Source organism: Bradyrhizobium sp. LA6.1 (assembly GCF_040547805.1).
In the GTDB taxonomy this organism is placed as follows: domain Bacteria; phylum Pseudomonadota; class Alphaproteobacteria; order Rhizobiales; family Xanthobacteraceae; genus Bradyrhizobium; species Bradyrhizobium barranii.
The window spans coordinates 92,574-117,697 of record NZ_JBEPQK010000013.1; the positions used below are offsets into that span (position 1 = coordinate 92,574).

At 64.4% G+C, this 25,124-nt stretch carries 27 protein-coding genes and 1 tRNA gene; 15 read left to right on the forward strand and 13 right to left on the reverse strand.

Going from position 1 to position 25,124, the window contains the following annotated elements; all coding sequences use genetic code 11:
* Positions 1-157: 157 nt before the first annotated feature.
* On the forward strand, positions 158-637 hold the full coding sequence (locus ABIB99_RS28150) for an Lrp/AsnC family transcriptional regulator (RefSeq protein ID WP_028150670.1): 480 nt from the start codon (positions 158-160) through the stop codon (positions 635-637).
* Between the two features lie 119 nt (positions 638-756).
* Here the strand turns inward: ABIB99_RS28150 and greA are convergent, their stop codons facing one another.
* The 3 genes from greA to ABIB99_RS28165 form a co-directional block, all read right to left on the reverse strand.
* Positions 757-1,230: a transcription elongation factor GreA gene (greA, locus tag ABIB99_RS28155; RefSeq protein ID WP_007596674.1), complete on the reverse strand. Its 474-nt coding sequence runs from the start codon at positions 1,228-1,230 to the stop codon at positions 757-759.
* Between the two features lie 210 nt (positions 1,231-1,440).
* Positions 1,441-4,905 carry a carbamoyl-phosphate synthase large subunit gene (gene carB, locus ABIB99_RS28160; protein ID WP_354178526.1) on the reverse strand — a complete coding sequence of 1,155 codons (3,465 nt, stop codon included), beginning with the start codon at positions 4,903-4,905 and terminating at the stop codon, positions 1,441-1,443.
* A 144-nt stretch (positions 4,906-5,049) separates the two neighbouring features.
* On the reverse strand, positions 5,050-6,219 hold the full coding sequence (locus tag ABIB99_RS28165; protein WP_208084755.1) for an MFS transporter: 1,170 nt from the start codon (positions 6,217-6,219) through the stop codon (positions 5,050-5,052).
* A gap of 112 nt (positions 6,220-6,331) precedes the next feature.
* Here ABIB99_RS28165 and ABIB99_RS28170 point away from each other — a divergent pair, with 112 nt between their 5' ends.
* The gene (locus ABIB99_RS28170; protein WP_071909605.1) at positions 6,332-6,703 is read left to right on the forward strand and encodes an ArsR/SmtB family transcription factor; all 372 of its coding nucleotides are present in this window, start codon (positions 6,332-6,334) and stop codon (positions 6,701-6,703) included.
* Positions 6,704-6,835: 132 nt separating this feature from the next.
* Here ABIB99_RS28170 and ABIB99_RS28175 read toward each other — a convergent pair.
* Positions 6,836-6,911: transfer RNA gene (locus tag ABIB99_RS28175), tRNA-OTHER, on the reverse strand.
* A 54-nt stretch (positions 6,912-6,965) separates the two neighbouring features.
* A complete protein-coding gene (locus ABIB99_RS28180; RefSeq protein ID WP_354178529.1) occupies positions 6,966-7,667 on the reverse strand; it encodes a class I SAM-dependent methyltransferase in 702 nt (233 codons plus the stop codon).
* Between the two features lie 115 nt (positions 7,668-7,782).
* Between ABIB99_RS28180 and ABIB99_RS28185 the strand changes: the two genes are divergently transcribed.
* Entirely contained in the window at positions 7,783-8,307 is a 525-nt protein-coding gene (locus ABIB99_RS28185; RefSeq protein ID WP_354178531.1) for a Dps family protein, read from the forward strand.
* 119 nt (positions 8,308-8,426) lie between these two features.
* On the opposite strand, the gene ABIB99_RS28190 is transcribed toward ABIB99_RS28185, so the two are convergent.
* On the reverse strand, positions 8,427-8,954 hold the full coding sequence (locus ABIB99_RS28190; protein ID WP_354178533.1) for a hypothetical protein: 528 nt from the start codon (positions 8,952-8,954) through the stop codon (positions 8,427-8,429).
* Positions 8,955-9,109: 155 nt separating this feature from the next.
* On the reverse strand, positions 9,110-10,300 hold the full coding sequence (gene carA, locus ABIB99_RS28195) for a glutamine-hydrolyzing carbamoyl-phosphate synthase small subunit (RefSeq protein WP_354178535.1): 1,191 nt from the start codon (positions 10,298-10,300) through the stop codon (positions 9,110-9,112).
* Positions 10,301-10,446: 146 nt separating this feature from the next.
* Between carA and ABIB99_RS28200 the strand changes: the two genes are divergently transcribed.
* From ABIB99_RS28200 to ABIB99_RS28230, 7 genes are all read left to right on the forward strand, one after another.
* Entirely contained in the window at positions 10,447-11,175 is a 729-nt protein-coding gene (locus ABIB99_RS28200; RefSeq protein ID WP_354178537.1) for an alpha/beta fold hydrolase, read from the forward strand.
* Between the two features lie 33 nt (positions 11,176-11,208).
* The gene (locus tag ABIB99_RS28205) at positions 11,209-11,664 is read left to right on the forward strand and encodes a GatB/YqeY domain-containing protein (RefSeq protein ID WP_028150679.1); all 456 of its coding nucleotides are present in this window, start codon (positions 11,209-11,211) and stop codon (positions 11,662-11,664) included.
* 214 nt (positions 11,665-11,878) lie between these two features.
* On the forward strand, positions 11,879-13,021 hold the full coding sequence (locus tag ABIB99_RS28210) for an epoxide hydrolase family protein (protein WP_354178540.1): 1,143 nt from the start codon (positions 11,879-11,881) through the stop codon (positions 13,019-13,021).
* Positions 13,022-13,145: 124 nt separating this feature from the next.
* Positions 13,146-14,756, forward strand: a complete 1,611-nt coding sequence (locus tag ABIB99_RS28215; RefSeq protein WP_354178542.1) for an acyl-CoA synthetase — start codon at positions 13,146-13,148, stop codon at positions 14,754-14,756.
* 13 nt (positions 14,757-14,769) lie between these two features.
* Positions 14,770-15,237, forward strand: coding sequence for a MarR family winged helix-turn-helix transcriptional regulator (locus ABIB99_RS28220; protein ID WP_028159428.1), 468 nt, complete (start codon positions 14,770-14,772; stop codon positions 15,235-15,237).
* Positions 15,238-15,317: 80 nt separating this feature from the next.
* Positions 15,318-15,686 carry a YybH family protein gene (locus ABIB99_RS28225; RefSeq protein WP_208084762.1) on the forward strand — a complete coding sequence of 123 codons (369 nt, stop codon included), beginning with the start codon at positions 15,318-15,320 and terminating at the stop codon, positions 15,684-15,686.
* A 2-nt stretch (positions 15,687-15,688) separates the two neighbouring features.
* Positions 15,689-16,132, forward strand: coding sequence for a hypothetical protein (locus ABIB99_RS28230; protein WP_028159430.1), 444 nt, complete (start codon positions 15,689-15,691; stop codon positions 16,130-16,132).
* Between the two features lie 2 nt (positions 16,133-16,134).
* Here ABIB99_RS28230 and ABIB99_RS28235 read toward each other — a convergent pair whose 3' ends face one another.
* The gene (locus tag ABIB99_RS28235; RefSeq protein ID WP_063985497.1) at positions 16,135-18,366 is read right to left on the reverse strand and encodes an ATP-binding protein; all 2,232 of its coding nucleotides are present in this window, start codon (positions 18,364-18,366) and stop codon (positions 16,135-16,137) included.
* Between the two features lie 299 nt (positions 18,367-18,665).
* Here ABIB99_RS28235 and ABIB99_RS28240 point away from each other — a divergent pair, with 299 nt between their 5' ends.
* Positions 18,666-19,439, forward strand: a complete 774-nt coding sequence (locus tag ABIB99_RS28240; RefSeq protein WP_354178546.1) for a DUF2189 domain-containing protein — start codon at positions 18,666-18,668, stop codon at positions 19,437-19,439.
* A gap of 28 nt (positions 19,440-19,467) precedes the next feature.
* Here ABIB99_RS28240 and ABIB99_RS28245 read toward each other — a convergent pair whose 3' ends face one another.
* Both ABIB99_RS28245 and ABIB99_RS28250 read right to left on the reverse strand, forming a co-directional pair.
* Positions 19,468-19,653 (reverse strand): hypothetical protein, encoded by a 186-nt coding sequence (locus ABIB99_RS28245; protein WP_063985495.1) that lies wholly within the window; start codon positions 19,651-19,653, stop codon positions 19,468-19,470.
* Complete coding sequence (locus ABIB99_RS28250; protein WP_063985494.1) at positions 19,653-20,459, reverse strand: transglutaminase-like domain-containing protein; 807 nt, start codon at positions 20,457-20,459, stop codon at positions 19,653-19,655. The genes ABIB99_RS28245 and ABIB99_RS28250 overlap by 1 nt, the downstream gene beginning before the upstream one ends.
* Before the next feature lie 394 nt (positions 20,460-20,853).
* On the opposite strand from ABIB99_RS28250, the gene ABIB99_RS28255 reads away from it, so the two are divergent.
* A complete protein-coding gene (locus ABIB99_RS28255) occupies positions 20,854-21,033 on the forward strand; it encodes a hypothetical protein (protein WP_063985493.1) in 180 nt (59 codons plus the stop codon).
* Positions 21,034-21,051: 18 nt separating this feature from the next.
* Here ABIB99_RS28255 and ABIB99_RS28260 read toward each other — a convergent pair whose 3' ends face one another.
* The 3 genes from ABIB99_RS28260 to ABIB99_RS28270 are packed head-to-tail and all read right to left on the reverse strand — an operon-like array spanning position 21,052 to position 22,338.
* Positions 21,052-21,564, reverse strand: a complete 513-nt coding sequence (locus ABIB99_RS28260) for an SRPBCC family protein (RefSeq protein ID WP_063985492.1) — start codon at positions 21,562-21,564, stop codon at positions 21,052-21,054.
* Positions 21,561-22,031, reverse strand: coding sequence for an SRPBCC family protein (locus tag ABIB99_RS28265; protein ID WP_014492102.1), 471 nt, complete (start codon positions 22,029-22,031; stop codon positions 21,561-21,563). Before ABIB99_RS28265 ends, ABIB99_RS28260 begins: the two co-directional genes overlap by 4 nt.
* Positions 22,024-22,338, reverse strand: coding sequence for an ArsR/SmtB family transcription factor (locus ABIB99_RS28270; protein ID WP_063687468.1), 315 nt, complete (start codon positions 22,336-22,338; stop codon positions 22,024-22,026). Before ABIB99_RS28270 ends, ABIB99_RS28265 begins: the two co-directional genes overlap by 8 nt.
* 116 nt (positions 22,339-22,454) lie before the next feature.
* On the opposite strand from ABIB99_RS28270, the gene ABIB99_RS28275 reads away from it, so the two are divergent.
* The 3 genes from ABIB99_RS28275 to ABIB99_RS28285 are packed head-to-tail and all read left to right on the forward strand — an operon-like array spanning position 22,455 to position 25,108.
* Entirely contained in the window at positions 22,455-23,903 is a 1,449-nt protein-coding gene (locus ABIB99_RS28275) for an LVIVD repeat-containing protein (protein ID WP_063985491.1), read from the forward strand.
* 2 nt (positions 23,904-23,905) lie between these two features.
* Positions 23,906-24,442 carry a hypothetical protein gene (locus ABIB99_RS28280; protein WP_063985490.1) on the forward strand — a complete coding sequence of 179 codons (537 nt, stop codon included), beginning with the start codon at positions 23,906-23,908 and terminating at the stop codon, positions 24,440-24,442.
* Between the two features lie 45 nt (positions 24,443-24,487).
* Positions 24,488-25,108, forward strand: a complete 621-nt coding sequence (locus ABIB99_RS28285; RefSeq protein WP_080586526.1) for a LysE family translocator — start codon at positions 24,488-24,490, stop codon at positions 25,106-25,108.
* Positions 25,109-25,124: the final 16 nt, after the last annotated feature.

A 25,124-nucleotide genomic window follows, 5' to 3' on the forward strand; every position in this document is an offset into this window, starting at 1 on the left:
ATGCAAGAATTGCATTCCCTGTCGGCGGATTTTTCCAACAGGGAACAAAAGTCGATTGCGCTGCACGCGCAATAAAATTGCGCAATTGCTGCGGACTGGCTATGAGGATTGCGTCAAATCCACCAATACAGCCGCAAAGGCCAGGAGTTCCAATCACGTGTCGCGGAACCTAGACGAGATCGACCTGAAAATTCTCACCGAGGTCCAGGCCGACGGTCGAATCACGAATGTCGAGCTGGCCAAGCGCGTCGGCATCTCGCCGCCACCTTGCCTCCGCCGCGTCCGCGCGCTGGAGGAGGAGGGCTATATCCACGGCTATCGTGGCCTGCTCGACGCCCGCAAGCTCGGCTTCGACGTCACCGTATTCGCCGCGGTGCACCTGTCCAGCCAGGCCGAGGCCGATTTGCGCGCCTTCGAGGAGTTCGTCCGCGCCGAGCCCCTGGTGCGGGAATGCTGGATGCTGTCGGGCGAGGTCGATTTCATCCTGAAATGCGTCGCGCCGGACATGGCCACCTTCCAGGATTTCGTGACGCACCTCACCGCCGCACCCCATGTGCGTAACGTGCGCACGTCGCTGGTGCTGCATAATTCGAAATACGAGGCGGCCGTGCCGCTTGATGTGAAGGGGAGAAGGTAAGCCTTCTCCCTCTCCCGGTTCTTGCGGGGAGAGGCACACGGCCCTCGCAATACCCCGAAACAAAAAGGCCGCGCAGGGCGCGGCCTTTTCAAAACATCATCACGCTTAGCGGCAAATCCTTACCGCCACTCTACCTTGGTGATCTCATACGCCTTGGCGCCGCCGGGGGCGTTGACCTCGACGGTCGAACCCTTCTTCTTGCCGATCAGCGCGCGCGCGAGCGGCGAGGTGATGGAGATGCGGCCCTTCTTGGCGTCGGCCTCGACCTCGCCGACGATCTGCCACACCGTCTTCTTCTCGGTGTCCTCGTCGACCAGCGTCACGGTGGCGCCGAACTTGATGGTGTCGCCGGACAGCTTGGAAATATCGATGATGTCGGCGCGCGCGAGCTTGTCCTCGAGCTCGGCGATGCGGCCCTCATTGTGGGACTGCTCTTCCTTCGCGGCATGATATTCCGCGTTCTCCGACAGGTCGCCGTGCGAGCGCGCTTCCGCAATATGCTCGATGATGCGCGGACGGTCCTCGGACTGGCGCTTCTTCAATTCTTCCCCGAGCGCGGCAAAGCCGCCCGCTGTCATCGGAACCTTTTCCATCTCTTCTCTCGTCCTTCGGCCGCGCGCCCCGGCAAGACACAGGGCGCGGCAACCTTGATTCGTCAGTACTTCCGGGGCTGAATATACGGCCACCGGAACGGTTATGTGGGTCTGGCGCCGGAACAGAACAACCACAACGGCCGGACAGTTCCTCCGGCCATTGTGGCTTCATTGCCAGTCACTTAGCGGAAGCGTCGCCGTTGCTAGCGATCAGGTTTCCGAAAAGTAGCTCTGCAGGGTACGAACCTCAAGGTCCCCGCCCAGATAGGCGCGGATGCCCTGCGCGGCCGCCACGGCCCCGGAAAGAGTGGTGTAATACGGCACTTTATGCAAGAGGGCCGCGCGCCGCAGCGAGCGGCTGTCGGCGAGCGCCTGCGGGCCCTCGGTGGTGTTGAGGACGAGCTGGACGTCGCCATTGGTGATGGCATCGACGATGTGCGGCCGTCCCTCAAGCACCTTGTTGACCCTCTCGGTCGGGATGCCCTGATCGGTCAGGAAGCGCGCCGTGCCCGATGTCGCCAGCACCTTGAAGCCGAGCGAATGCAATTCGCGAACGGCCTCGGCGATGCGCGTCTTGTCGCTCTCGCGAACCGAGACGAACACCGTGCCCTTGCGCGGCACCCGCGTGCCGCCGCCGAGCTGACTCTTGGCAAAGGCTATCGCGAAGGAGCTGTCGATGCCCATGACCTCGCCGGTCGAGCGCATCTCGGGGCCGAGCACCGTGTCGACGCCGGGGAAGCGGGCGAACGGAAACACCGATTCCTTCACGCCGACATGCTTGAAGTCCGCCTTCTTCAGCTTGAAGTCGGCGAGCTTCTCGCCGGCCATGATGCGCGCCGCGATCTTGGCGACCGGCGTGCCGACCACCTTGGCGACGAAGGGCACCGTGCGCGAGGCGCGCGGATTGACTTCGAGCACATAGATCTCGCCGTCCTTGATCGCGTACTGCACATTCATCAGGCCGACGACGTCGAGGCCGAGCGCCAGCTCACGCGTCTGCCGCTCCAGCTCCTCGATCATCCTGGCATCGAGCGAGTGCGGCGGCAGCGAGCAGGCGCTGTCGCCGGAATGGATGCCGGCTTCCTCGATGTGCTCCATGATGCCGACGATGAAGGTGTCCTTGCCGTCGCAAAGGCAGTCGACGTCGATCTCCGTTGCATCTGAGAGATAGCGGTCGAACAGCAGCGGGTTCTTGCCGAGCACGGTGTTGATCTGCCCGGTCTTGTCGTTCGGGTAGCGCGCCTTGACGTCGGCCGGCACCAGCTCCGGCAGCGTGCCGAGCAGATAGTCGCTGAGCTGGTTCTCCTCGCGGATGATCTGCATCGCGCGGCCGCCGAGTACGTAGGACGGGCGCACCACCAGCGGCAGGCCGAGATCGGTCGCGACCAGGCGCGCCTGCTCGACCGAATAGGCGATGCCGTTTTTCGGCTGCTTCAGCCGGAGCTTGTCGAGCACACGCTTGAAGCGGTCGCGGTCTTCGGCAAGGTCGATGGCGTCGGGCGAGGTGCCGAGGATCGGCACTTCGGCGGCTTCCAGCGCGCGCGCCAGCTTGAGCGGGGTCTGGCCGCCGAACTGCACGATCACGCCGTGCAGCGTGCCGTTCGTGCGCTCCTTCGCGATGATCTCCAGCACGTCCTCGGCGGTGAGCGGCTCGAAATAGAGCCGGTCGGCGGTGTCGTAGTCGGTCGACACCGTCTCGGGGTTGCAGTTGACCATGATGGATTCGTAGCCGGCGTCATGCAGTGCGAAGCAGGCGTGACAGCAGCAATAGTCGAACTCGATGCCCTGGCCGATCCTATTGGGCCCGCCGCCGAGGATGATGACCTTCTTCTTGTCCGACGGCGAGCTCTCGTCCGCAGGCGCGCCCGCAAACAGCGCCTCATAGGTCGAATACATGTAGGCGGTGGGCGAGGCGAACTCGGCCGCGCAAGTGTCGATGCGCTTGTACACCGGGCGGACGTCGAGCGCGTGGCGCTTCGCTGTCACCTCGGCCTCCGTCGACGCCACCAGCACGGCAAGCCGCGCATCGGAGAAGCCCATGGCCTTGAGCGTGCGCATGCCGAAGGCGTTGCCCGGCAAGCCGTTCTTCCGGACCTTCTCCTCCATGTCGACGATGCCGCGCATCTCGCTGAGGAACCACGGATCGATCTTGCAGGAGTTGAAGATGTCCTCGTTCGACCAGCCGAGCCGCATGGCCTGGGCGACCTGGAGCAGCCGGTTCGGCGTCGGCGTGCCGAGCGCGGCGCGGATCGCGTTCTTGTCGTCGTGCTGGCCTAGCCCCTCGATCTCGATCTCGTCGAGCCCGGTCAGGCCGGTCTCGAGTCCGCGTAGCGCCTTCTGCAGGCTCTCCTGGAAGGTACGGCCGATCGCCATCACTTCACCGACCGACTTCATCGACGTGGTCAGCGTGGTCGATGCGCCCGGGAATTTCTCGAAGGCGAAGCGCGGAATCTTGGTGACGACGTAGTCGATGGTCGGCTCGAACGAGGCCGGCGTCGCGCCGCCGGTGATGTCGTTGGCGATCTCGTCCAGCGTGTAGCCGACCGCGAGCTTGGCTGCGACCTTGGCGATCGGGAAGCCGGTGGCCTTGGAGGCCAGTGCGGACGACCGCGACACGCGCGGATTCATCTCGATCACGACCATGCGGCCGTCTTCGGGATTGACGCCGAACTGCACGTTGGAGCCGCCGGTCTCGACGCCGATCTCGCGCAGCACCGCCAGCGAGGCGTCGCGCATGATCTGGTATTCCTTGTCGGTCAGCGTCAGCGCCGGCGCGACCGTGATGGAGTCGCCCGTGTGCACGCCCATCGGATCGAGGTTCTCGATCGAGCAGACGATGATGCAATTGTCTTTCTTGTCGCGCACGACCTCCATCTCGTACTCTTTCCAGCCGAGCACGGATTCTTCGATCAGCACTTCGTTGGTCGGAGACGCATCCAGGCCGCGCTCGATGATGTCGAGGAACTCTTCCTTGTTGTAGGCAATGCCGCCGCCGGTGCCGCCCATCGTGAAGGAGGGACGGATGATCGCGGGCAGGCCGATCTCGGACAGCGCCATCAGCGCCTGGCCGAGCGCATATTCCTGGTAGCGCTTGCGGCGGTCGCTTTCGCCGAGCACCCATTGCCGTTCGTGTTCGTCGAGGGCGGCACCCGACAGCTTCTCGCGTTCGGCCCGGTGCTTGTCGCGGAAGGACTTCTTCAACTCGGACGCGTTGGCGAGCCGCGACTTTGGCGTCTCAAGTCCAATCTTGGTCATGGCCTCGCGGAACAGCTGACGGTCTTCCGCCTTGTCGATCGCATCCGCGGTCGCGCCGATCATCTCGACGTCGAACTTTTCCAGCGTGCCCTGCCGGCGCAGCGACAGCGCGCAGTTCAGCGCGGTCTGTCCGCCCATGGTCGGCAGCAGCGCGAAGCCGCCGGGAATGACGTGACGTTCCTTCTCGATGATTTTTGCGACGATCTCGGGCGTGATCGGCTCGATATAGGTCGCATCGGCCAATTCCGGATCGGTCATGATGGTGGCCGGATTGGAATTGACGAGGACGATGCGATAGCCCTCTTCCTTCAGCGTCTTCACCGCTTGCGTGCCCGAATAGTCGAACTCGCAGGCCTGGCCGATCACGATGGGACCAGCGCCGATGATCAGGATGGTGGTGATGTCTGTACGTTTGGGCATCAACTCTCGCCGAAGTGGATTTTGGGCACAAAAAAAGGGCGCGCTTGCCGCGCGTCCCCTTGAGCCGAGAGCGCGGGGTCTCCCCTCGCGCGCGGGTGGGTCTTAGACCAGTTTTCGGGGCGGCGAAACCCCGAAAAACGCCCATCAACCGGCAATTTTGACGGGTTTTGGCCGTGCCTGCCAGCCACGGGCGAGATGCACCAGCAGCGAGGCCGCAACGCTCGATCCGCCGATCCAGCCAAGGTCGGTTGGCGAGAGGGTGGCCAGCACCGCGCCGCCCAGGGCCCCGCCGATGGCGAAGCCGAGATACATGGCGGAGGCGTTGAGCGAGAGTGCGATCATCGAGGCCTGCGGCTCGATCCGGATGATGCTGGCGATCTGAGCCGGATAGAACGCCCAGCCCGAGATGCCCCAGAGGAAGATCGCGCCCAGCACCGCATAATGCGCCTGTCCGGGCATCAACTTCAGGACCAGCGAATGCAGGATCAGGGCGCTCGCCATGCCGGCGAGCCCGAGGCCTGCTGTGGCGAGCGTGCCGAGCCGGTCGGCCAGGACGCCGCCCAGCATATTCCCGATGGCGGCGGCGCCGCCGAACACCAGCAGCGCGAGGCTGATCTGCGCGGCGTCGAAGCCGAGGCCGTGCAACGGGACCGCGAAATAGGTGAACACGGTGAAGCCGCCGACCGCCCATAAGATCGTGATCAGAAGCGCAATCACGACATTGCTGTGACGCGCCACCGCCAGCCGTTCGCTGAGCGAGGCGGTGTTGCGCGGCAGGCCGCGGGGCAAGCCAAGCAGCAGGCCGGCAAGCGCAACCGCGCCGATCAAGGCCACCATGGCAAAGGTCGCGCGCCAGCCGAGCAGGCTGCCGACGAGATTGCCGAGCGGGACGCCGATCACGGTCGCAACCGTGAGGCCCGAGGTGACCAGCGCCACAGCGCGGCCGCGCCGTTCGGGCGCGGCGACGGCCACCGATACGGCGAGCGCCGTCGGCATGCATAGTCCGGAGCCCAGCGCCATCAGCATGCGGGAGGCCAGCAGCAGGGCGTAGCTGGAAGCCACCGTCGCGACGAGATTTCCGGCGATGAAGGTCGTCAGCGCCAGGGCCAGCACGGTGCGGCGGTCGATATTGTTCAGCGTCACCGCCAGGATCGGCGAACCCACCGCATAGGTGAGGGCGTAGGCGGTGACCAATTGGCCGGCGGCAGGGACGGAAATCGAAAGATCGGCGGCGATCGACGGCAAAAGCCCTGCAATAACAAAGCCTTCGGTACCAATCGCGAAGGCCGCGAGAGCCAGCCAGAACACGCTCATTGGACAATACCCCTATGTTCAACGTTTATTGAACTATTGAATGCGAGGGTCGAGAAGTCAATTGGTTCAAGAACTATTGAACATCGCGGCCGGTTTGCTATGATTCCCGACCATGAGCCGCACACCCCTTCATCCCACCCGCGAGCAGATCGAGCTGCCGATGGTTCTGGATTGCCTGAGCGATCCGATCCGGTTGGCCATCGTCTATCAGCTCGCACAGCAGGAACGTGTCAGCAGCGAGCTCTGCTGTGGCGACTTCAGCGGCCTTTCCGGCAAATCCAACCTCGCCTACCACTTCGCCAAGCTGCGCGAATGCGGCCTGATGCTGACGCGCGTGGCGGGCACCAACCGCTTCATGCGGCTCCGCCGCGAGGATCTGGACGCACGCTTTCCGGGGCTGCTCGATGCTGTGCTCAGCTCCGCAGCCAAGGATGCCGACCGGCTACAGCTGCTGTCGGAGTGCGAAACGGCCGAAGTGGATTGAAGTTTGTGAGTTTTCGAGAATTTGCTTTGGGCGGTCCGTCGAAGCGTGCCCGTCTTCGCCCTTCGGGCTTCGCCGAGGCAGCCTTCGCACGATACGGCTTGCCTAGCCGAAGCTGGCGGAGCCAGCGAAGGCTGGAGACCCGGCCTGGATTTGAACCAGGATGAAGAGCGTTGCACCGCCCTCGCGTAGACGCTTCCGCCACCGGGCCGCGACGATCTTTACCTATCGGCGTGTGACAAGCCACCTCGGGCAGTCATTATGCTTAACGGACCAGAGGTGGCCGCGCGATGAAGGTCATGCGCCAGCGATTATGGCCGATATTGGTGTGGGCGCGCTGGACAGCGAAGCCGGCCGCGGTCAGCTTGGCGACGATCTCGTCCTCGCTATAGCGCTGAAGCCCGATGCGCGTGCGCAGATGACGGTAATCTGACAGCGCGGTGCTGATCAGCCCGATCAGCGCGTCCTTCAGGAAGCCGTGACGCAGGCCGAAGCTGAGCAGCGCCATCACATCCCTGAACATGCCGACATTGGGCTGCAAGATATCTCCGAGCACGAGCTTGCCGGACGGGGTCAGCAATCGCCGGATGTTGACAAGCGCGGCATCGAGCTCGTCCGGCGTCATGTATTGCGCGACCGAGTTCATCACCGCGAGGTCGATCGACTGGTCCTGCATTTTGCGGACGTCGTCGAGGGAGCGGACGCGGATCTTGGTGTTCGGGGCAAATCGCGCGATCAGCCGGCCACGCACGCCGGGGGCGGGCTCGGCGAGAATCAGCTTGCCGCAGGCCGCGGCGACCTGGCTCGCCGACAGCGCCTCACCGCAGGCATAGTCGAGCACGGTCGCCTCGGGCGATGAGATGTAGCCGATGATGTCCCGCGCGATGATCTGGAAGTGCAAGTCGCGATGCAGCTTGCTGACATAGATCGTATGCGTGGAGTCGTAATAATCGATCCAATCGTCCATGGTATTTCGTAGGTCCCGGCCAAACGGTTCCTGTCAAGGAACCGGCGCTGCCCGCCTTGCGTTAGGGGTGCGACGGCGCGCCGTCAATGTCCGCGTCCTAACAGGAAGGTTTCCCGTGAGCAAAGCCCCCACCAAGGTCTCGCCCGATCTCGATACCCCCACCGATCTGTCGCCCGATGGGGTCAAGAAGGTCTCTGAGGCGCTCAACGTGCTTTTGGCTGATGCGTTCGCGCTCTATCTGAAGACCAAGAATTTCCACTGGCACATCAGCGGCCGGCATTTCCGCGACTATCATCTGCTGCTCGACGAGCAGTCCGACCAGATCTTCGCCACCACCGACCAGCTCGCCGAACGCGTCCGCAAGATCGGCGGCACCACGCTGAAGTCGATCGGCCAGGTCGCCAAGCTCCAGACCATCAAGGACAACAACGAGGACTACGTCCCGCCGCGCGAGATGCTGCGCGAGCTGATGCAGGACAACAAGCACGTCGCGAGCGCGATGCGTAAGGCGCACGACGTTTGCGACGACGCCGGCGATGTCGCCAGCGCCAGCATCCTCGAAAACTTTATCGACGAGACCGAGCGCCGGACCTGGTTCCTGTTCGAGGCCACCCGCCAGGAAGGCGGCAACGAGGCGTAAGGGACATTGCCGTAGGGTGGGCAAAGGCGCGCTTCTTGCGCGCCGTGCCCACCATCCGTCCTTGCGGCTTGAACTGATTGGTGGGCACGCTCCGCTTTGCCCACCCTACGGCGTCGCGCTTATGGCCGGCTCCACAGCCTCATCAACGCCCCGTTCTTGCCCGTCACCGGATCGGCCGGCGGCAGCGCGACCTCGGGAATCGTCTTCAGTGCCCTGGCATGGTTCTCCGGCGTTGCCCGCGTCACCACCATCTTCGATCCCGGCGGATATGCGCCGATGATGCAGAAATCGTCGCTCGCCCTGATGCACTGATGCCCCGTGCCGGCCGGCAGGATCGCGATGTCGCCCGCCTTGATCTCCAGCTCCTGGCCATGATCGCCGCCGAAGCGCACGCGGGCACTTCCGCGCGCGACGCCGAGCACCTCATGCACCGTCGCGTGATAGTGCAGATAGTCGTAGACGCCGTTGCGCCACGTGCCGCCCCAGCTATTCGCTTCGAACAGGTTTTCGATGGTCGCCTCGGGGCGCCTGGAATCGAGCTTCACCGCATCCCGATAGACCAGGAAGGGAAGGATGTTGTTCGGCACGAGCCCGTCATCTTCGAACACGATGGCGAGTGGCTCGGCATTGTCGCGGACAACAGACATGGCAGGGCTCCTGCGTGAGCGTAGCAGGAATCAACAAGGGGCGTGAGACGACGTACCTTGTGTCCGGGCGAACCGCAGCGTCGAGCCCGGAATGACAAGAGCCCGGGTCAAGGCCCGGGCTCGATGTCGTCAAGGCAATTGCAGGAGAGCCGGCGTTACGCGCTCTTCTTCTGCCGCATCAGATCCGCGAAGCGCTGGAACAGATAGTGCGAGTCGCGCGGTCCCGGCGAGGCCTCGGGGTGGTACTGCACCGAGAACACCGGCTTGCCGTCGAGCTGGATGCCGCAATTGGATCCGTCGAACAGCGAGATGTGGGTCTGCGTCGCGCCCTTCGGCAGCGTCGCCTCGTCCACCGCAAAGCCATGGTTCATCGAGGTGATCTCGACCTTGCCGGTGGTCTCGTCCTTCACGGGATGATTGGCGCCGTGATGGCCTTGATGCATCTTCTTGGTCTTGGCGCCGACGGCGAGGCCGAGCATCTGGTGGCCGAGGCAGATGCCGAAGGTCGGCGTGCCCGACTTGATCACGTCCCGGATCACCGGCACCGCGTATTTGCCCGTCGCGGCCGGATCGCCGGGGCCGTTGGACAGGAACACGCCGTCCGGCTTCATCGCCAGAATGTCTTCAGATGAGGTCGTCGCCGGCACCACCGTCACCTTGCAGCCGACGCCGGCGAGCAGGCGCAGGATGTTGCGCTTGATGCCGTAGTCGATGGCGACGACGTTGAACTCAGGCTTGTCCTGGCGGCCAAAACCCTTGTCCCACAGCCAGGGCGTCTCGTCCCAGGTGAAGCGCTGGCCCGAGGTGACCATCGGCACGAGGTCCATGCCCTCGAGGCCCGGCCATTCGCGCGCTTCTTCCTTCATGCCATGCAGGTCGAACTCGCCGTTCCTGGCATGCGCGATCACGGCGTTGGGCATGCCCTTGCTGCGGATCAGCGCGGTCAATGCGCGGGTGTCGATGCCGGACAGGCCGATGATGCCGCGGGCCTTGAGCCAGGTGTCGAGATGCTTGGTGGCGCGGTAGTTCGAGGGATCGGTGATCGCGGTGCGCAGGATCACGCCGCGCGCGCCGGGCGTCGCGGCCATGTTCACCGTCTCGATGTCTTCCTCGTTGGTACCGACATTGCCGATATGCGGGAAGGTGAAGGTGATGAGCTGGCCGGCATAGGAGGGATCGGTGAGGATCTCCTCATAGCCGGTCATCGCGGTGTTGAAGCAGACCTCTCCGACGGCATGGCCTTCGGCGCCGAGACCGAAGCCTTCGAGCACCGTGCCATCGGCGAGCACGAGGAGCGCGGTCGGTTTGTGGTCCGGCCAGGCGGTATCGCTGTCATGTTGTGTCATGAGCCCGGTTCATAGTCCGGGCCGGCGCCGCCGTCAAAGCGGACGAGCGCCGATTCACATGCGTTTTTGCATATTTGACAGGTCCCCTCGGGCACTTAAGCTTGGCAGGATAATTTCCGCCAATTTCCCGGGCTCGCGAGGCAATAATGGACCAGACCACCCCGCTTCTGCTGGTTCCGGGGTTGGCCTCCTCGGCCCGGATCTACGCCCCGGTGGTCCCGGCACTCTGGCGGTTCGGCCCGGTGATGATTGCCAACCATATCCGCGACGACAGCATGGCGGCGATCGCCCGGCGCGTGCTGAGCGAGGCCCCGCCGCGCTTCGCGCTCGCCGGCCACTCCATGGGCGGCTATATCGCGCTCGAGATCATGCGCCAGGCGCCCGAGCGGGTTTTGAAGCTCGCGCTGATCAACACCCAGGCCCGGCCCGATACACCGGAAGCGACCGCGCGCCGCCGCGGCCTGATGGAACGGGCCAGGCGCGGCGAGCTGAGCGCGGCGCGCGAGGAGATGTTTCCGGAGCTGGTGCATCCCTCGCGCCACGACGATGCCGGCATTCGAAAGCTCGTGCATGAGCAGGGCGAGGACGTCGGCGTCGAAGCCTATCTGCGGCAGCAGACCGCGATCATTGCGCGGGTGGATTCGCGGCCGACGCTGGCGACGATCAAATGCCCGACGCTGGTGCTGACGGGCGATCAGGACAACACGATTCCGAACGCGTTCTCCAAGGAGATGGCGGAGGGCATAGCGGGCGCGAGGCTGGTGATCCTCGAGCGTTGCGGGCATCTGCCGCAGCCGGAGCAGCCCGGGGCGACGACGCGGGCGCTGGTCGAATGGCTGGGCGCCCCGGTTGTCTCGGGGCCGCGAACGGCCTAGATCAGGCGTCGGATATTCGAAGGGATCACGATCATGCTGCGCGACGACATCAACAACGCGGTCAAGGAGGCCATGAAGGCCAAGGACGAGCGCAAGCTGTCCACGCTGCGCATGGTCAACTCGACCATCAAGAACGCCGACATCGAGGCGCGCGGCAACGGCAAGCCGCCGCTGTCGGATGCCGACCTGCTCGGCGTCTTCCAGAAGATGATCAAGCAGCGCCAGGAGTCGGTCGAGCTTTACGACAAGGGCGGCCGCGCCGAGCTCGCTGCCCAAGAGCGCGAGGAAATCGCGGTGATCTCGGCCTACCTGCCGAAGCAGATGTCGGACGACGAGGTGAAGAAGGCGATCGCGGACGCCATCGCCGAGACGGGCGCTGCCGGCATGAAGGACATGGGCAAGGTGATCGCGGTGTTGCGTGCGAAGTACGCCGGCCAGATGGATTTCGGCAAGGCCAGCGGTTTGGTGAAGGCGGCGCTGACAGGCTAGCTTCTTCCCCTCTCCCCTTGCGGGAGAGGGTGCCTCGCGAAGCGAGGCGGGTGAGGGGTTCTCTCCGCGGGTGAATCTCTCACAGTAGTTCACGTGGATAGATACCCCTCATCCGGCGCTTCGCGCCACCTTCTCCCGCAAGGGGAGAAGGAGCACCTTTGATGGCGCTGCAATCCGGTCTACTCTCTCCCGCAGAAACAATCGGGAGCAACCGATGACCGGCGCCATCAAACCGTTTCGCATCGCCATCAGCGACGACATTCTCACCGACCTCAAATCCCGCCTCACCCGCACGCGCTGGCCGGAGGCGGAGCTGGTCGACGACTGGAGCCAGGGCGCGCCGCTGAAACGGATCCAGGAGATCTGCACCTACTGGGCCAACAGCTATGACTGGCGCGCCCGCGAGGCAAAGCTCAACCGCTTCGAGCAATTCACCACCGAGATCGACGGGCTCGATATCCACTTCCTGCATGCGCGCTCGAAGGAGCCGTCCGCACTGCCGCTGATCATCACCCATGGCTGGCCAGGGTCGATCGTGGAATTCCAGAAGGTGATCGCGCCGCTGGTCGATCCTGCCGCGCATGGCGGCAATCCTGCGGATGCATTTCATGTGGTGTGTCCGTCGCTGCCGGGCTTTGGCTTCTCCGCCAAGCCAAAGACCACCGGTTGGGGCGTCGACCGCATCGCCGCGACCTGGGCGAAGCTGATGGATCGGCTCGGCTACGCGCGTTACGGCGCGCAGGGCGGCGACTGGGGCTCGGCAGTGACGACATCGCTCGGCGCGCAGGACGCCGAGCACTGCGCCGGCATCCACATCACGCTCGCCTTCAACGCGGCGCCGAAGGTCGAGGGCGAGCCGACGGTGGAAGAGAAGCGCGCGCTCGCCGGCCTGAAGCATTATGTCGATCTCGATTCCGGTTATTCCAAGCAGCAATCGACGCGGCCGCAGACGCTCGGCTATGGCCTGACGGATTCGCCGAGCGGGCAGGCGGCCTGGATTTTGGAAAAATTCTGGGCCTGGACCGATTGCGACGGCCATCCCGAAAACATTTTTGACAAGGACGAGCTGCTCGACAACGTCATGCTCTATTGGGCGACGGAGACGGCGACCTCCTCCGCGCGGCTCTATTGGGAGAGTTTTGGCAAGCGCCGCACCAGGCCCAGGGTCAACGTGCCGACCGGCGTCGCCGTGTTCCCGAAGGAGATCATCACGCCGGTCAGGCGCTGGATGGAGCCGAACTTTCCTAACATCACGCACTGGAGCGAGATGGAGAAGGGCGGGCATTTCGCCGCATTCGAGCAGCCGGAGCTGTATGTTGGCGACGTCAGGAAATTCTTCCAGACGGTGCGCCGTTAGGGGATGCCTCCGCATCGTCATGCCCGGGCTTGTCCCGGGCTCCCACGCGCTTAAACTCAGGTCGAAACAAGAACGTGGATGGCCGGGACACGCCCGGCCGTGACGACGCTGCCGGGAAACGACCATGCTCACCGAAGCCGCAACCTACGACGAGCTCTATCGCAACTTCCGCTGGGACGTCCCGGCGCGCTTCAACATGGCGGAAGCGTGCTGCGACCGCCATGCCGACGGCACGGGCCGCCTCGCGCTGCTCTATGTCGACGAGAACGGCGCAACCACGCGCACCTCGTTCGACGAGGTCGCGGAGATGTCGCGCCGCTTCGCCAATGTGCTGAAGGCCGATGGGCTCGTGCGCGGCGACCGCGTCGCGGTGTTCCTGTCGCAGTCGCTGGAGCTGCCGATCGCGCATATGGCCGCGTTCCGATCCGGGCTGATCTCGATCCCGCTGTTCGCGCTGTTCGGCGAGGACGCGCTGGAATTCCGCCTGTCGAATTCGCAAGCAAGAGCCATCATCACTGATGAGGCGGGCTGGGAGAAGCTCACGAAGGTCCGCGATCGGCTGCCCTATCTGCAGGACATCTATATCACGAGCGGCGCGGTCCATGCCGGTGCAAAACCGTTCTGGCCGGCGATCGAAACCGCGTCCGAGGACTTTGCGACCGTCGACACCTCCGCCGATGACCCCGCCCTGATCATCTACACGTCAGGCACGACGGGCAATCCGAAGGGCGCCCTGCATGCGCATCGCGTCGTGCTCGGCCACCTGCCGAATGTCGAGATGTGCCACAACTTCTTGCCGCGCCCCGGCGATCTGATGTGGACGCCGGCGGACTGGGCGTGGATCGGCGGCCTCGTCAACGGCCTGTTCGCGTTCTGGTATCACGGCATCCCCCTGGTCGGTCACCGCGCGCGAAAGTTCGAGCCGCAGGCGGCGATGCAGATGATGGCCGACCTCGGTGTCCGCAACGTCTTCCTGCCGCCGACGGCGCTGAAGCTGATGCGGCAGGCCGGCGTGAAGCATCCGGGCGTCAAGCTGCGCAGCATTTTCACCGGCGGTGAATCTCTCGGCGGCGAGCTGCTCGGCTGGGTGCGCGAGACGTTTGGCATCGATGCGCATGAGGTGTTCGGCCAGACCGAGTGCAACCTCGTGATCGGCAGCAACTCCAACCTGTTTCCGATCCGCCCGGGTTCGATGGGCAAGGCGACGCCGGGCTTCGACGTCCGCATCGTCAACGACAAGGGCGAGGAGCTGCCGACGGGGCAGCGCGGCATCATCGGCGTGCGCCAGCCATGCCCGTGCACGATGATCGAGTACTGGCGCAATCCGGATGCGACGGCGAAGAAATATGCCGGCGAATTCCTGCTGACCGGCGATCTCGGTATCCAGGATGAGGACGGCTATTTCTGGTACGTCAGCCGCGAGGACGACGTCATCACCACCGCCGGCTATCGCGTCGGCCCGTCCGAGATCGAGCACACGCTGATGAAGCATCCGTCGGTGGCGATGGCGGCGGTGGTCGGCATCCCCGATCCGATCCGCACCGAATCGATCAAGGCCTGGATCGTGCTGCGTCCCGGCTTCGCGGCAAGCGACACGCTCGCGCGCGAGATCCAGGAGTTCGTGAAGGTGCAACTCGCCGCCCACGAATATCCGCGCTTCGTCGAGTTCGCGGAGACACTGCCGATGACGGCGACGGGCAAGGTGCTGCGGCGCGAGCTGCGGGCGCGGACTTAGGCTCTTTCAGATAATGGCAAAGACGTCTCAAGCTGCGGGGCTTCACCGCGCCTCACTTCCGAAGCTGCACGATCTCGATGCGGCGCTGGAGCTGATGTATTACGGCTGGCGCGGGATGACGCTGGAGGCCGACGAATATCTTGCGAAGCAGGGCCTGTCGCGTCCACACCACCGCATCCTCTACGTGGTGGCGCGCCGTCCCGATATCGCGATCGGCTCGCTGATCGAGATCCTCGGCATCTCCAAGCAGGCCCTGAACCGGCCGCTCAACCTGCTGTTGGAGCGCAAGCTGCTGACGTCGAAGCGGGCGCCCGAGCAGCATCGCTCCAAGCTGTTGCGCCTGACGGAGGCCGGGCGACGCATCGAGCAAAAGGCATCGGATCACGAGCGCAAGGTCCTGCGCGAAGCGTTTGATCGCGCCGGGGCGTCGGGTGCGGCGGCATGGATGGCCGTCATGGGGGCGATCGCCGACAACAACTGACGGTTCCTCAAGTCAATATAGTTGACATGAGGCGCGAGCTTTGCCACTTTCCCGGCAACGAGCCAGGGGAGGGCTCCGCCATGAGCGGATGGAAAATGGATCGCGCAGCCGCCGAGCGCTTTGTCGCGGCATGGTGCGCGAGCTGGCGCCGGGTCGATATCGACGCGGTCGTCGCGCATTTCGCCGACGATGCGCAGATGCGCAGCCCTCTGGCACTATCATTGACCGGTTCTCCGGTCGTCAGCGGCGCCGAGAACATCCGCGCTTATTGGCGCGAGGCTTATGGCCACATCGAAAGCGCCGACCTGAAGATCCTGAGCTGGAGCTGGGACGAGGCGATCGCGCGCCTGACGGTGTGGTGGCAGCTCGGCGACACGCGCGCCAGCGAGTTCATGGATTTCGACGATGCGGGCCGTGTGGTGCGCAGCGAAGCCTTCTACGGAAAATGATCATGCATCTTTCGGATTTCGTCCTGCTCCTCAACACGCTCTGGTTCGGCGGCGCGTTCATCCAGTTCAGCGTCGCCCAGGGCAACACGCTGAAGATACTCCTGCCGCGCGAAGAGCGCAGCAATCCGATCGCGCCGACGCTGGCGGCCAGCGTGGCGTTCCTGGGCGGGATGAATCTGCCGATCGGGCTTTTGTCGTTCTATCTTCTGGCCGCTCGTCCGGCCTTCTTCCAGCCGATCGAGGCGCAGCTCGCGCTGTTCCTGTTCTTTGCCGCCTGCCACTTCAGCCAGTTCGCCTATAACCTTCCGGTCCTGATGCGCGGAGGGCGCGTCGGGGTGGCCTACTGGCCCGTGCTGAAAGGTCCGATGCTCAGGATCTTCGTCATCGACGCGGCTCTGTTCGTAGCCAATCTCGGCGTAGCGCTCCGGCTGGCGTTCTCTTCCTGATTTCAGCGCGGCGACGCCGACAGGGCGGACCGCAGCATCGCGGCAAGATCCTTCCGCCGGAACGGTTTTGTCAGGATGCGGGCGTCGCCGACCCCGTCGGGCGTCTTGACGGGATTTTGGGTGTAGCCCGAGGTGAAGAGCACCTTGAGCCCGGGCCGCAAGCCGGTCGCTTGCCTGGCAAGCTCTGGTCCGAACATGCCGCCCGGCATCACGACGTCGGTGAGCAGCAGGTCGATGTCGCCGGGGCGGCGCAACAGTTCGAGAGCCGCGGGACCGTTCGACGCCGCGATGACGCGATAGCCGAGGGTCTTCAGCTCGCTCTCGACATAGGCCCGAACCATGTCGTCGTCCTCGACGACAAGAATGGTCTCGCTTCCGTCGGGGGCGACGATCCGTTCCGCCGGTGACGGATGCTCGTTTGGTGGCGCCGCAAGGCGGGGAAAGAACAGCCTGACGACGCTGCCTTGTCCCGGTTCGGACTGCATCTGCACAACGCCGCCGGATTGCCGCACAAAGCCGTAGACCATGCTCAGGCCGAGGCCGGTGCCCTTGCCGACCTCCTTGGTGGTGAAGAACGGCTCGAACGCCCGGCTCGCCACCTCGGCGGTCATGCCGCTGCCGGTGTCGGTCACGGCCACCATGACGTAGTCGCCCGGCCGCGGCTCGCCATTGACGTCAAGGTCGGATTCACCGAGCGAGGTGTTGCGCGCCTCGATCGTCAGCTTGCCGCCGAGCGGCATGACGTCGCGCGCGTTGAGCACGAGATTGAGCAGCGCCGTTGTCAGCTCGCCGGGATCGACGCTGGTCAGCCACACATCCGATTCGAGCGCGAAGGTGCATTCGATGTACTCGCCCAGGGGCCGGCGCAACAGCTGCTCCATCTCGTGAATCTTCACGGCGATGTCGATGTCTCGCGGCCTCAGGGGCTGCTTGCGCGCGAAGGCGAGCAGGCTCCGCGTCAGGTCGGAGCCGCGCTCGGCGGCGGTCGCGATGTCGTTGGCGATCCGGTGCAATTCCTTGTTGCCCGCCAGTCTGTCGGCAAGATGCTCCGAATTGCCGAGAATGACGGTCAAGAGGTTGTTGAAATCGTGCGCCACGCCGCCGGTGAGCTGGCCCATGGCTTCCATCTTCTGGGATTGGCTGAGCTTGTGGCTGAGGTCGGCGATGGCGGCGCGTTGCTGTTCGAGCGACTCGGCGGTGTCGTTGAGCAGGGTCATCAATCCGCCCAGTTCGCCGCCCGGGTGGGGAGGCGGAATTCGCGCGCTGAGATCTCCGAGCCCAAGTTTCTTCGCCATGGTGGCGAGACGTCCGACCTGGCGCCCGACGCTCACGGTGGCAAGGATCCAGACGGCCGCCAGCAGCAGCAGCGAGGCCACCGCGAGTATCGCCACATCCTCGTAGAGCCGGCGATTCGCCGCGGCGACCAGTCCGTCCTTGGACCGTCCGACCATGATGTAGAGGCCGGCATCGCGGGTCGAAGGCGAGCGCGCGGCGACAGCCCAGACCTGCGTCCGGCCGTCGCGATCGGTCACCTCCTGATACGCCTTCCGGTCCGGCGTTGCAGCGAAGCGGAGCAGATCGGATCCCGCGATCGACGTGCCGACCGGCTCGGTCCATCCTCCGCGGGAGGGGGCGACCAGAACCGTTCCCTTGCTGTCGAGGAGCAGGATCTCCTTCTGGCCGAGCAGCCGCTTGTCGTGAAACTCCGCGAATTTGCGCAGGTTGAAGGAGGCGAGCAGGATCAGCTTCAGGGCGCCCGTCTCCGATCGCACTGGATAGGCGATCTGGAGCACCGATAGTCCGGTCAGCCGGCCGAATACCGGCTCGAGCGCGATGCCGCGCGACGCCAGGGCCTGCTTGAAATAGGCGCGATCCCGGAGGTCGAGGGTGCGGTTGGTCCGCAGCGAATCGCAGAACAGGCTGCCGTCGGGATCGATGGTCAATATCCCGGTGAACTGTGGGTATTCCTCGCGCACTTCCGACAGGAACGCCGAGCACGCCGCCTTGTCGCGCGTGTCGAGGTCGCGTGCACGGGCGAGACCATAGTGAAGCTGGGCGGTGCCCTGGATCTTCTCGTCCAGGTCGCTCGCAATGTCGTCGGCTGTCGCGGTCAGATTGGCCAGGGCTGCGTTGATTTCGCTGCTGCGATTTTGCACGAAACGTAAGCCGACGAGGATGGCCGGCACCAGCATGGCCGCAATGACGAGTATCAGTAGCCGGGTACGCAAGCTCATCGGTCGGGCGGTCCAATTTGGTCGTCGCGCGTGCTGGTTCGAAGATGCAATCTGCGGCACCACCCTCCGCTCAGTCCATAGGCATCCGCCGAAAAAGCCCCGCGGGGAAAGATTTCGGCCGCGTACATCACGGATGAGTCCCCGGAAAGTTCGCCCGCGAGGCCCTGTCGGGCTGGTGTCGGGCCTCCCGGGATACCGTCATCCCGCAATCAACGCGCGCGTGCGCGCCGGTCGCGAGGGCGCTAATATCGGGATCGCGCGCGACGGAGATCGTGCCGGTGATGAGGAGAGGGAGCCGCATGTCGATCTCGGGCAAAGTCGATCCGGTGGTGCGTCCCGTGGCGGCGACCGACATCGCCGAGGCGCTGGTCGAGGGTTTGCGCGATTTCCAGGCGCTGCCGCTCTACGGGCTCTGCTTCGGCGCGCTCTACGCAGGCGGCGGCATCGCCATCATGCTCTGCCTCACCGCCTTCGGCATGGTCTATCTCGTCTATCCCCTTGCGGCCGGCTTCGCGCTGATCGGGCCGTTCGTCGCGATCGGCCTCTACGAGGTCAGCCGTCGCCGCGAATGCGGCGAGCCGGTCTCCTTCGGCGCGATCTGGTCGGCGATACGCGCGCGCAGCGAGATCGGCTGGATGGCCTTCGTCACGCTGTTCGTGTTCGTGATCTGGATGTACCAGGTGCGGCTGCTCATCGCGCTGCTGCTCGGCCTGCACGCCTCGTTCTCGAGCTTGCAGGAATTCATGACGGTGGTGCTGACGACGAATGAGGGCCTGCTGTTCCTCGTCATCGGCAATGCGGTCGGTGCCGCGCTGTCGCTGATTTTGTTCTCGCTGACGGTGGTGTCGTTTCCGCTGCTGCTCGACCGCGAGGTCGATTTCGTCACCGCCATGGTGACGAGCGTACGCGCGGTGGTGACTAGCCCGCTGCCGATGATCTCGTGGGCCGCGGTGATCGTGATGCTGCTGATCGTCTCGGCGCTGCCGTACTTTCTCGGACTGGTCGTGACGCTGCCCGTGCTCGGACATGCGACATGGCACCTTTACCGGCGGTTGGTGGTGCCGGTGACGTAAAGGGGAAGCCGGACGCAACGGAAGCGAGCTATTCGCCCGTTGCCAGGCGGCGAGCGCCTGACGAAGTCAGCTCGAGTTCGCCGAGCCGCCTGATCGCATAACCCAGATTGGCCAGACGTTCGCCGTGCGCCTGCGGAATGTCGCCTTGACCCTTGCCGACTATGGCCAAGGACGCAAATTCATCGGCGGTGAGCGCAGGGGTGCTGTCTGTCATCAGGCAACCTCGTCGGTCCATACCTTGAAATTGAGCAGGGTATTCGGACCGAAGGTCTGGACGATCGGGACGTCTGCGGCATCGCGCCCCTGCGCAATCAGCACGCGGCCGATCCGCGGCGTATTGTTGCGCGGATCGAACATGTGCCAGCTTCCACCGACGAAAGCCTCGAACCAGGCGGCGAAATCTCCAGCAGGCCATGGTTGTGGGGTGCCGATGTCGCTGAGGTAGCCGGTGCAGTAACGCGCCGGAATGTTCATGCTGCGGCAGAACGCGATGGCGAGATGGGCATAGTCACGGCACACGCCCTTGCCTTCGTCGTAGGCTTCCCGGGCTGTCTTGGTCGCACGCGCGTGCTCATGGCCGAACGTGATGTGGCGATGAACAAAATCGCAGATGGCCTGGACCCGCGCCCAGCCCGGCGGCGTCTGTTCGAACAACTTCCATGCGATATCCGACAGGCGATCGGTCTCGCAGTAGCGACTGCCGAGCAGATAGACGAGCGTGTCGGCCGGCAGCGCTTCGACGGCGTGCTGAAACGCGTTCGGAAACACCGGGTCGGGCAGGCCGCTGTCGCGAACGATGCCATCGCCGGCAAGACGGAAGGCGCCGGCCGGCGCAACGATGCGGCTGCACCAATTGCCGAAGAGGTCGCGATAGGGACTGATCGCCACCGAAGGTCGGGTGGTCAGCAGGTCGGGCACGACGATATCAGAGGCGCGCGTGAAGTGCGTGCCCAACACCATGATCATAGGCGTCGGCTGCGGGAACTCGTACAGCATCTCGAACCCGACGCGGAGCTTCATGCAAACTTCTTTCTCTTGGCCAAGCTCCCAACATGGCTACGAAGCGATCGAACACAAGGCATTCACGGCCTTATTCGATCGAGAGCGGCATTTGGCGCTTCAAAAGCGCGGCGCGGGCGAGAAAACGATAGCTAATTGCGGCGATTGCGCGCACGGTGCGCCAATGTCGGAAAGAGCGGTCGTCTGTGCGCACACGCTGCGTCACGACGATTCGCACGCGACTTGAAGCGACTCATTCTTCGCATCGGCGGAGCCTTCTCATCGCGACGTCGTAACGGCGATCGTCGCGCTTATTGCCACTTCCCGCGGGCGAGCCGGACGCAGCAGGCGTGCCGCGGACGCCTGAAAAATTCCACAGCGGTTCGATACGAGATCGAACGCCAACCGAAAGCACATGATGCAAACTCTCTCCCCACGGCACGTCAAGACAGACGAAGCGCTCCGGCTCGGCGTGGAGTCAGGCTGGTACGCGATCAAGGTCAGCGGGACCTTCGTCTCGGGCCCGCACGACTCGGAAGGGGATTGCCGTCGCAAGATCGACGAGATTCAACCGCCGGTGAAGAAGAAGCGATAACAGCGCCGATTTCGGCCGCTACGGCGTCTTGATCCCCATCGCCTTCAACGCCGCCAGCATCTGCGCTGGCGGTGTCATTTTGATCTGCGGCGCCTTGCCGGTTTCCAGCAAACTCTTCAGTCCCGACAGGATCGCGGGCCAGCCGGTGCGGCCGCCGGAGAGGATGCCTTCGCTGAGCGCGCGGTCGTGGCGTTCGCTCATGGTGAGGCGGACGGCCTCGCCGGCTTGCTCGATCTCGTAGGTGACGAGCGTGGTGCCGAGCTTTGCGACGAGGTCGGGCCAGTTGACGTTCCATGTCACCGTCAGCTTGTTCGGCGGATCGTATTCGAAGACTTCACCCGAGATGTGCTCCGAACCGTCAGGCGCGCGCACGGTGAAACTCCCGCCGAGCCTCCGTTCCATCTCCACGGCAAAACCGGAAAAGTACTTCCTGCTGAACTCGGCCGAGGTCAGCGCTTCCCACACCTTCTCCGGCGTGGAGACGATGTAGATGGTGTAGACCGTCAGTGGTTTGAACTGATCGAGGTTCATTTTGCGTCGAATCCCTTGTTGAGCGCGGCGCGGGGAATGCCGAGCAGCTTGCCGGTCTCGAGCAGGCTCTTGAGCTGGGACAGGATCGCCGGCCAGCCGTTGGAGACGGCGCCGAGATATTTGCCGCCCTCGACGAAGCCGTCATGCAACACGGTCAAACGCACGAGCGAGCCGAACGGTTCGATCGTGAAGACGACGCGCGATATCGGCTCGCCGCGCAGCTCTTCGAACTTCTGGTGCTTGAAGCTGTAGGACAGGCGGCGCGGCGGATCGGCCTCCAGAATCTCGCCGGAATCGGTGACCTCGCCGTCGAGCGTGAGCGCGAAGGGGGAGCCGACCTTCCAGTCTGACCTGACCTCGGCGCCGAACCAGTATTGCCTGGTGAATTCGCTCGACGTCAGCGCCTCCCACAGCTTTTCCGGCGTGGTCTCGATATAGCTCACATAGACGAATTGGGGCTTACTCATCGCGCTTCTCCAACTGACGTTTCAACTCGCCGAGCGCGGCGAGCTTGCCGCGCTCGAATTTCCTGATCCAGCGTTCGCCGATCTGATGGATCGGCACCGGATTGAGGTAATGCAGCTTCTCGCGGCCATGTCTGATGGTCGTGACCAGATTGGCCTCTTCGAGAATGACAAGGTGCTTGGTCACGGCCTGGCGCGTCATCGCGAGGCCTTCGCAGAGTTCGTTCAGCGTCTGGCCGTTCCTGGCGTGAAGCCTGTCCAGCAGCGACCGTCGTGACGCATCGGCGAGCGCTTTGAAGACCTCATCCATGGTGGCGATAATAGGCAACCAAATGGTTGCATGTCAAGATGGTGTCTTTGGCGCCCGGAAATGGCTGTGCTAGCCTTGAAGCTCAGCCAACGCAGATTGGTTCCGGGAGAGCTTTGATGTTCCGTTGCTTCTCACTCGCAGCAGGTCTTGTCCTTTTCGCCTGCAGCACCACGGCCCAGGCACAACAGAAGCAGACCATCGGCGCGCCGCAGGAAGCGTCCAACATGAAGCTGGTCGGCACCAACGACCTGCAGGCGCGCAGCGCGTACCAGCCGACCATCCATCATCAGGCCGATCGCTGGATCGCCTATATCGGCCATCACGGTGGCACCGACGACGTGCCCGCGCCCGTCAACCCGATGACGGGGCAGGCCGAACCGAACGGAACGTCCATCGTCGACGTCACCGATCCCGCGCGTCCAAAATATCTGCGGCATCTGCCGGGACAGGAAGGCAAGTACGAATCCGGCGGCGCGCAGATGGTACGGGTTTGCGACGGCAAGTCGCTGCCGAAGGGCGATCCCAATGCGGTCTATATGCTCCGCACCTTCGGCAGCGAGGCGCATGAGATCTGGAACGTCGCCGACCCCGTAAATCCCGTGCTCGTTACCCGCATCGGCGGGCTGAAGGACACCCACAAGAGCTGGTGGGAGTGCGACACCGGCATCGCCTTTCTTGTCTCCGGCGCGCCGGACTGGCGCACGCGGCGCATGACGCAGGTCTACGACCTCAGCGATCCCGCGCATCCGCAGAAAATCCGCGACTTTGGCCTGCCCGGCCAGGAGCCCGGCTCGACCGGCGCCGTGCCGACCGAATTGCACGGGCCGATCTCGACCGGACCCGACGGCAATCGCGTGTTCTTCGGCTACGGCACCAACAAGGGCGGCATCCTGCAGATCGTCGATCGCGACAAGTTGCTGAACGGGCCGAAGGAGCCGACGCCGGAGAATCTTCGCTATCCCGAGATTTCGCGCATGCCGATGTCCGCCTTCAACGGCGCGCATACGACGTTCCCGATGCTCGATATGCCGGTCGCGGAATTCGCCGAGGACAAGGACGGCAAGACCCGCGACATCGTCATGATCGTCGACGAGGCGATTCTGAACGAATGCGGCGAGGCGCGGCAGATGGTGTGGTTCGCCGACGTCACCACCGAGACGCGGCCGATGATGATCTCGAGCTACACCGTGCCGGAGGCGGGTGGACAGTTCTGCCAGCGCGGCGGCCGCTTCGGCTCGCACTCCTCGAACGAGAGCATGGCGCCGGTCTATTACAAGAAGATGGCCTTCATCGCCTTCTTCAATGCGGGCGTGCGGGCGCTCGACATCCGCGATCCCTATCATCCGAAGGAGGTCGGCTATTTCATCCCGGCGATCACGCAGGCCACAGACAAGCGCTGCATTCCCGTCGAGGGCGGCGAGCGCTGCAAGGTCGCGATCCAGACCAACAATGTCGAGACCGACGATCGCGGCTACATCTACATCGTCGACCGCGCCAATACCGGTCTGCATATCCTCGAACTGACCGGACCGGCGCGCGCGGCCGCCGGCCTGCCGAGGAACTGACGATGCGGCGCGGGGCGGCGATTGCGGCTGTGGCCATCGCGCTCGGTGTGTCCGGCGTCGGGGCCTATCGGCTGGCGCCGGCGGCGGAATCGGCAGGCTGGCGCGAAATCGCATGGCCGTTCCCGCGCGACGGCTGGCCCGCCGGCCGCGCGTTCCGCTGCGACGGCGCCTGCGCGGGCACCGAGCTCTACGTGCGCGCCAAGCGTGGCTTCTGCAATTGCGACCGCGGCGTCGCCGACGATGATGAGGTCGATCGCGTTGCCGACATCGATCTGATCAGCCCGCGCTTTGCCGCCGTCGCGCCGGGCGAGGAGGTGGGTCTTGGCGAGATGCGCGGCCGTGCCAGGCGCTATGATCTCGATATGCTCGACGACGTCCGCCATGCCGCGATCGGCATCGCCGTCTCGCGCCGCTGCGATCTCTTCGTCGCTGCGGCCCAGGGGCGTGGCGAAGCAGGCGCCGTGCAACGCGCAGCGCTGGCGTTCCTGGAGACGCGGGAGATGAAGGTATGGGCGACCGCGGCGCTGGACGGACAGTGAGTGTCATGCATTAATGCGCCAAACCGCTCTCAGCGAGTCCTCCCCATGATGTCCATGCAAGCCTATTTCGCCTTCGTCGCCGCCTGCATTGCGCTGGCCTTGCTGCCGGGGCCGATCGTCACCCTCGTCGTCGCCAACGGCCTGCGTCACGGCACGCGCGCGGCGTTGACCAATGTCGCGGGCGCGCAGGCCGGGCTCGCCATCGTCATCGGCATCGTCGCAGTCGGCCTGACCTCGCTGATGGCGACCATGGGTTACTGGTTCGACTGGGTGCGCTTTGCCGGCGCCGCCTATCTGATCTGGCTCGGCATCAAGCTGATCTGGGCGCCGGTCGAAGGCCTCAATGTCGACGAGCCGCCGGCGCCGCCGCGCGGCGGGTTCTTCCTGCAAGGCTTCCTTGTGCTGCTGTCGAACCCGAAAGTGCTGATCTTCTTCGGCGCCTTCATTCCGCAGTTCATGGACATGAACCGCGATCACTTCCCGCAAGTCGCGGTGCTGGGCGCCACTTTCATGGTCACCGCGGCGATGACGGATGCGCTCTACGCTCTTGCCGCGGGGCGTGCGCGAAAATTCTTCTCGGCCCGCCGGACGCGGCTGATGTCGCGCATCTCCGGCGGCTTCATGATCGGCGGCGGTATCTGGCTGGCGCTGACACGGGCAAAATAACCTCGCTCGTACCGGT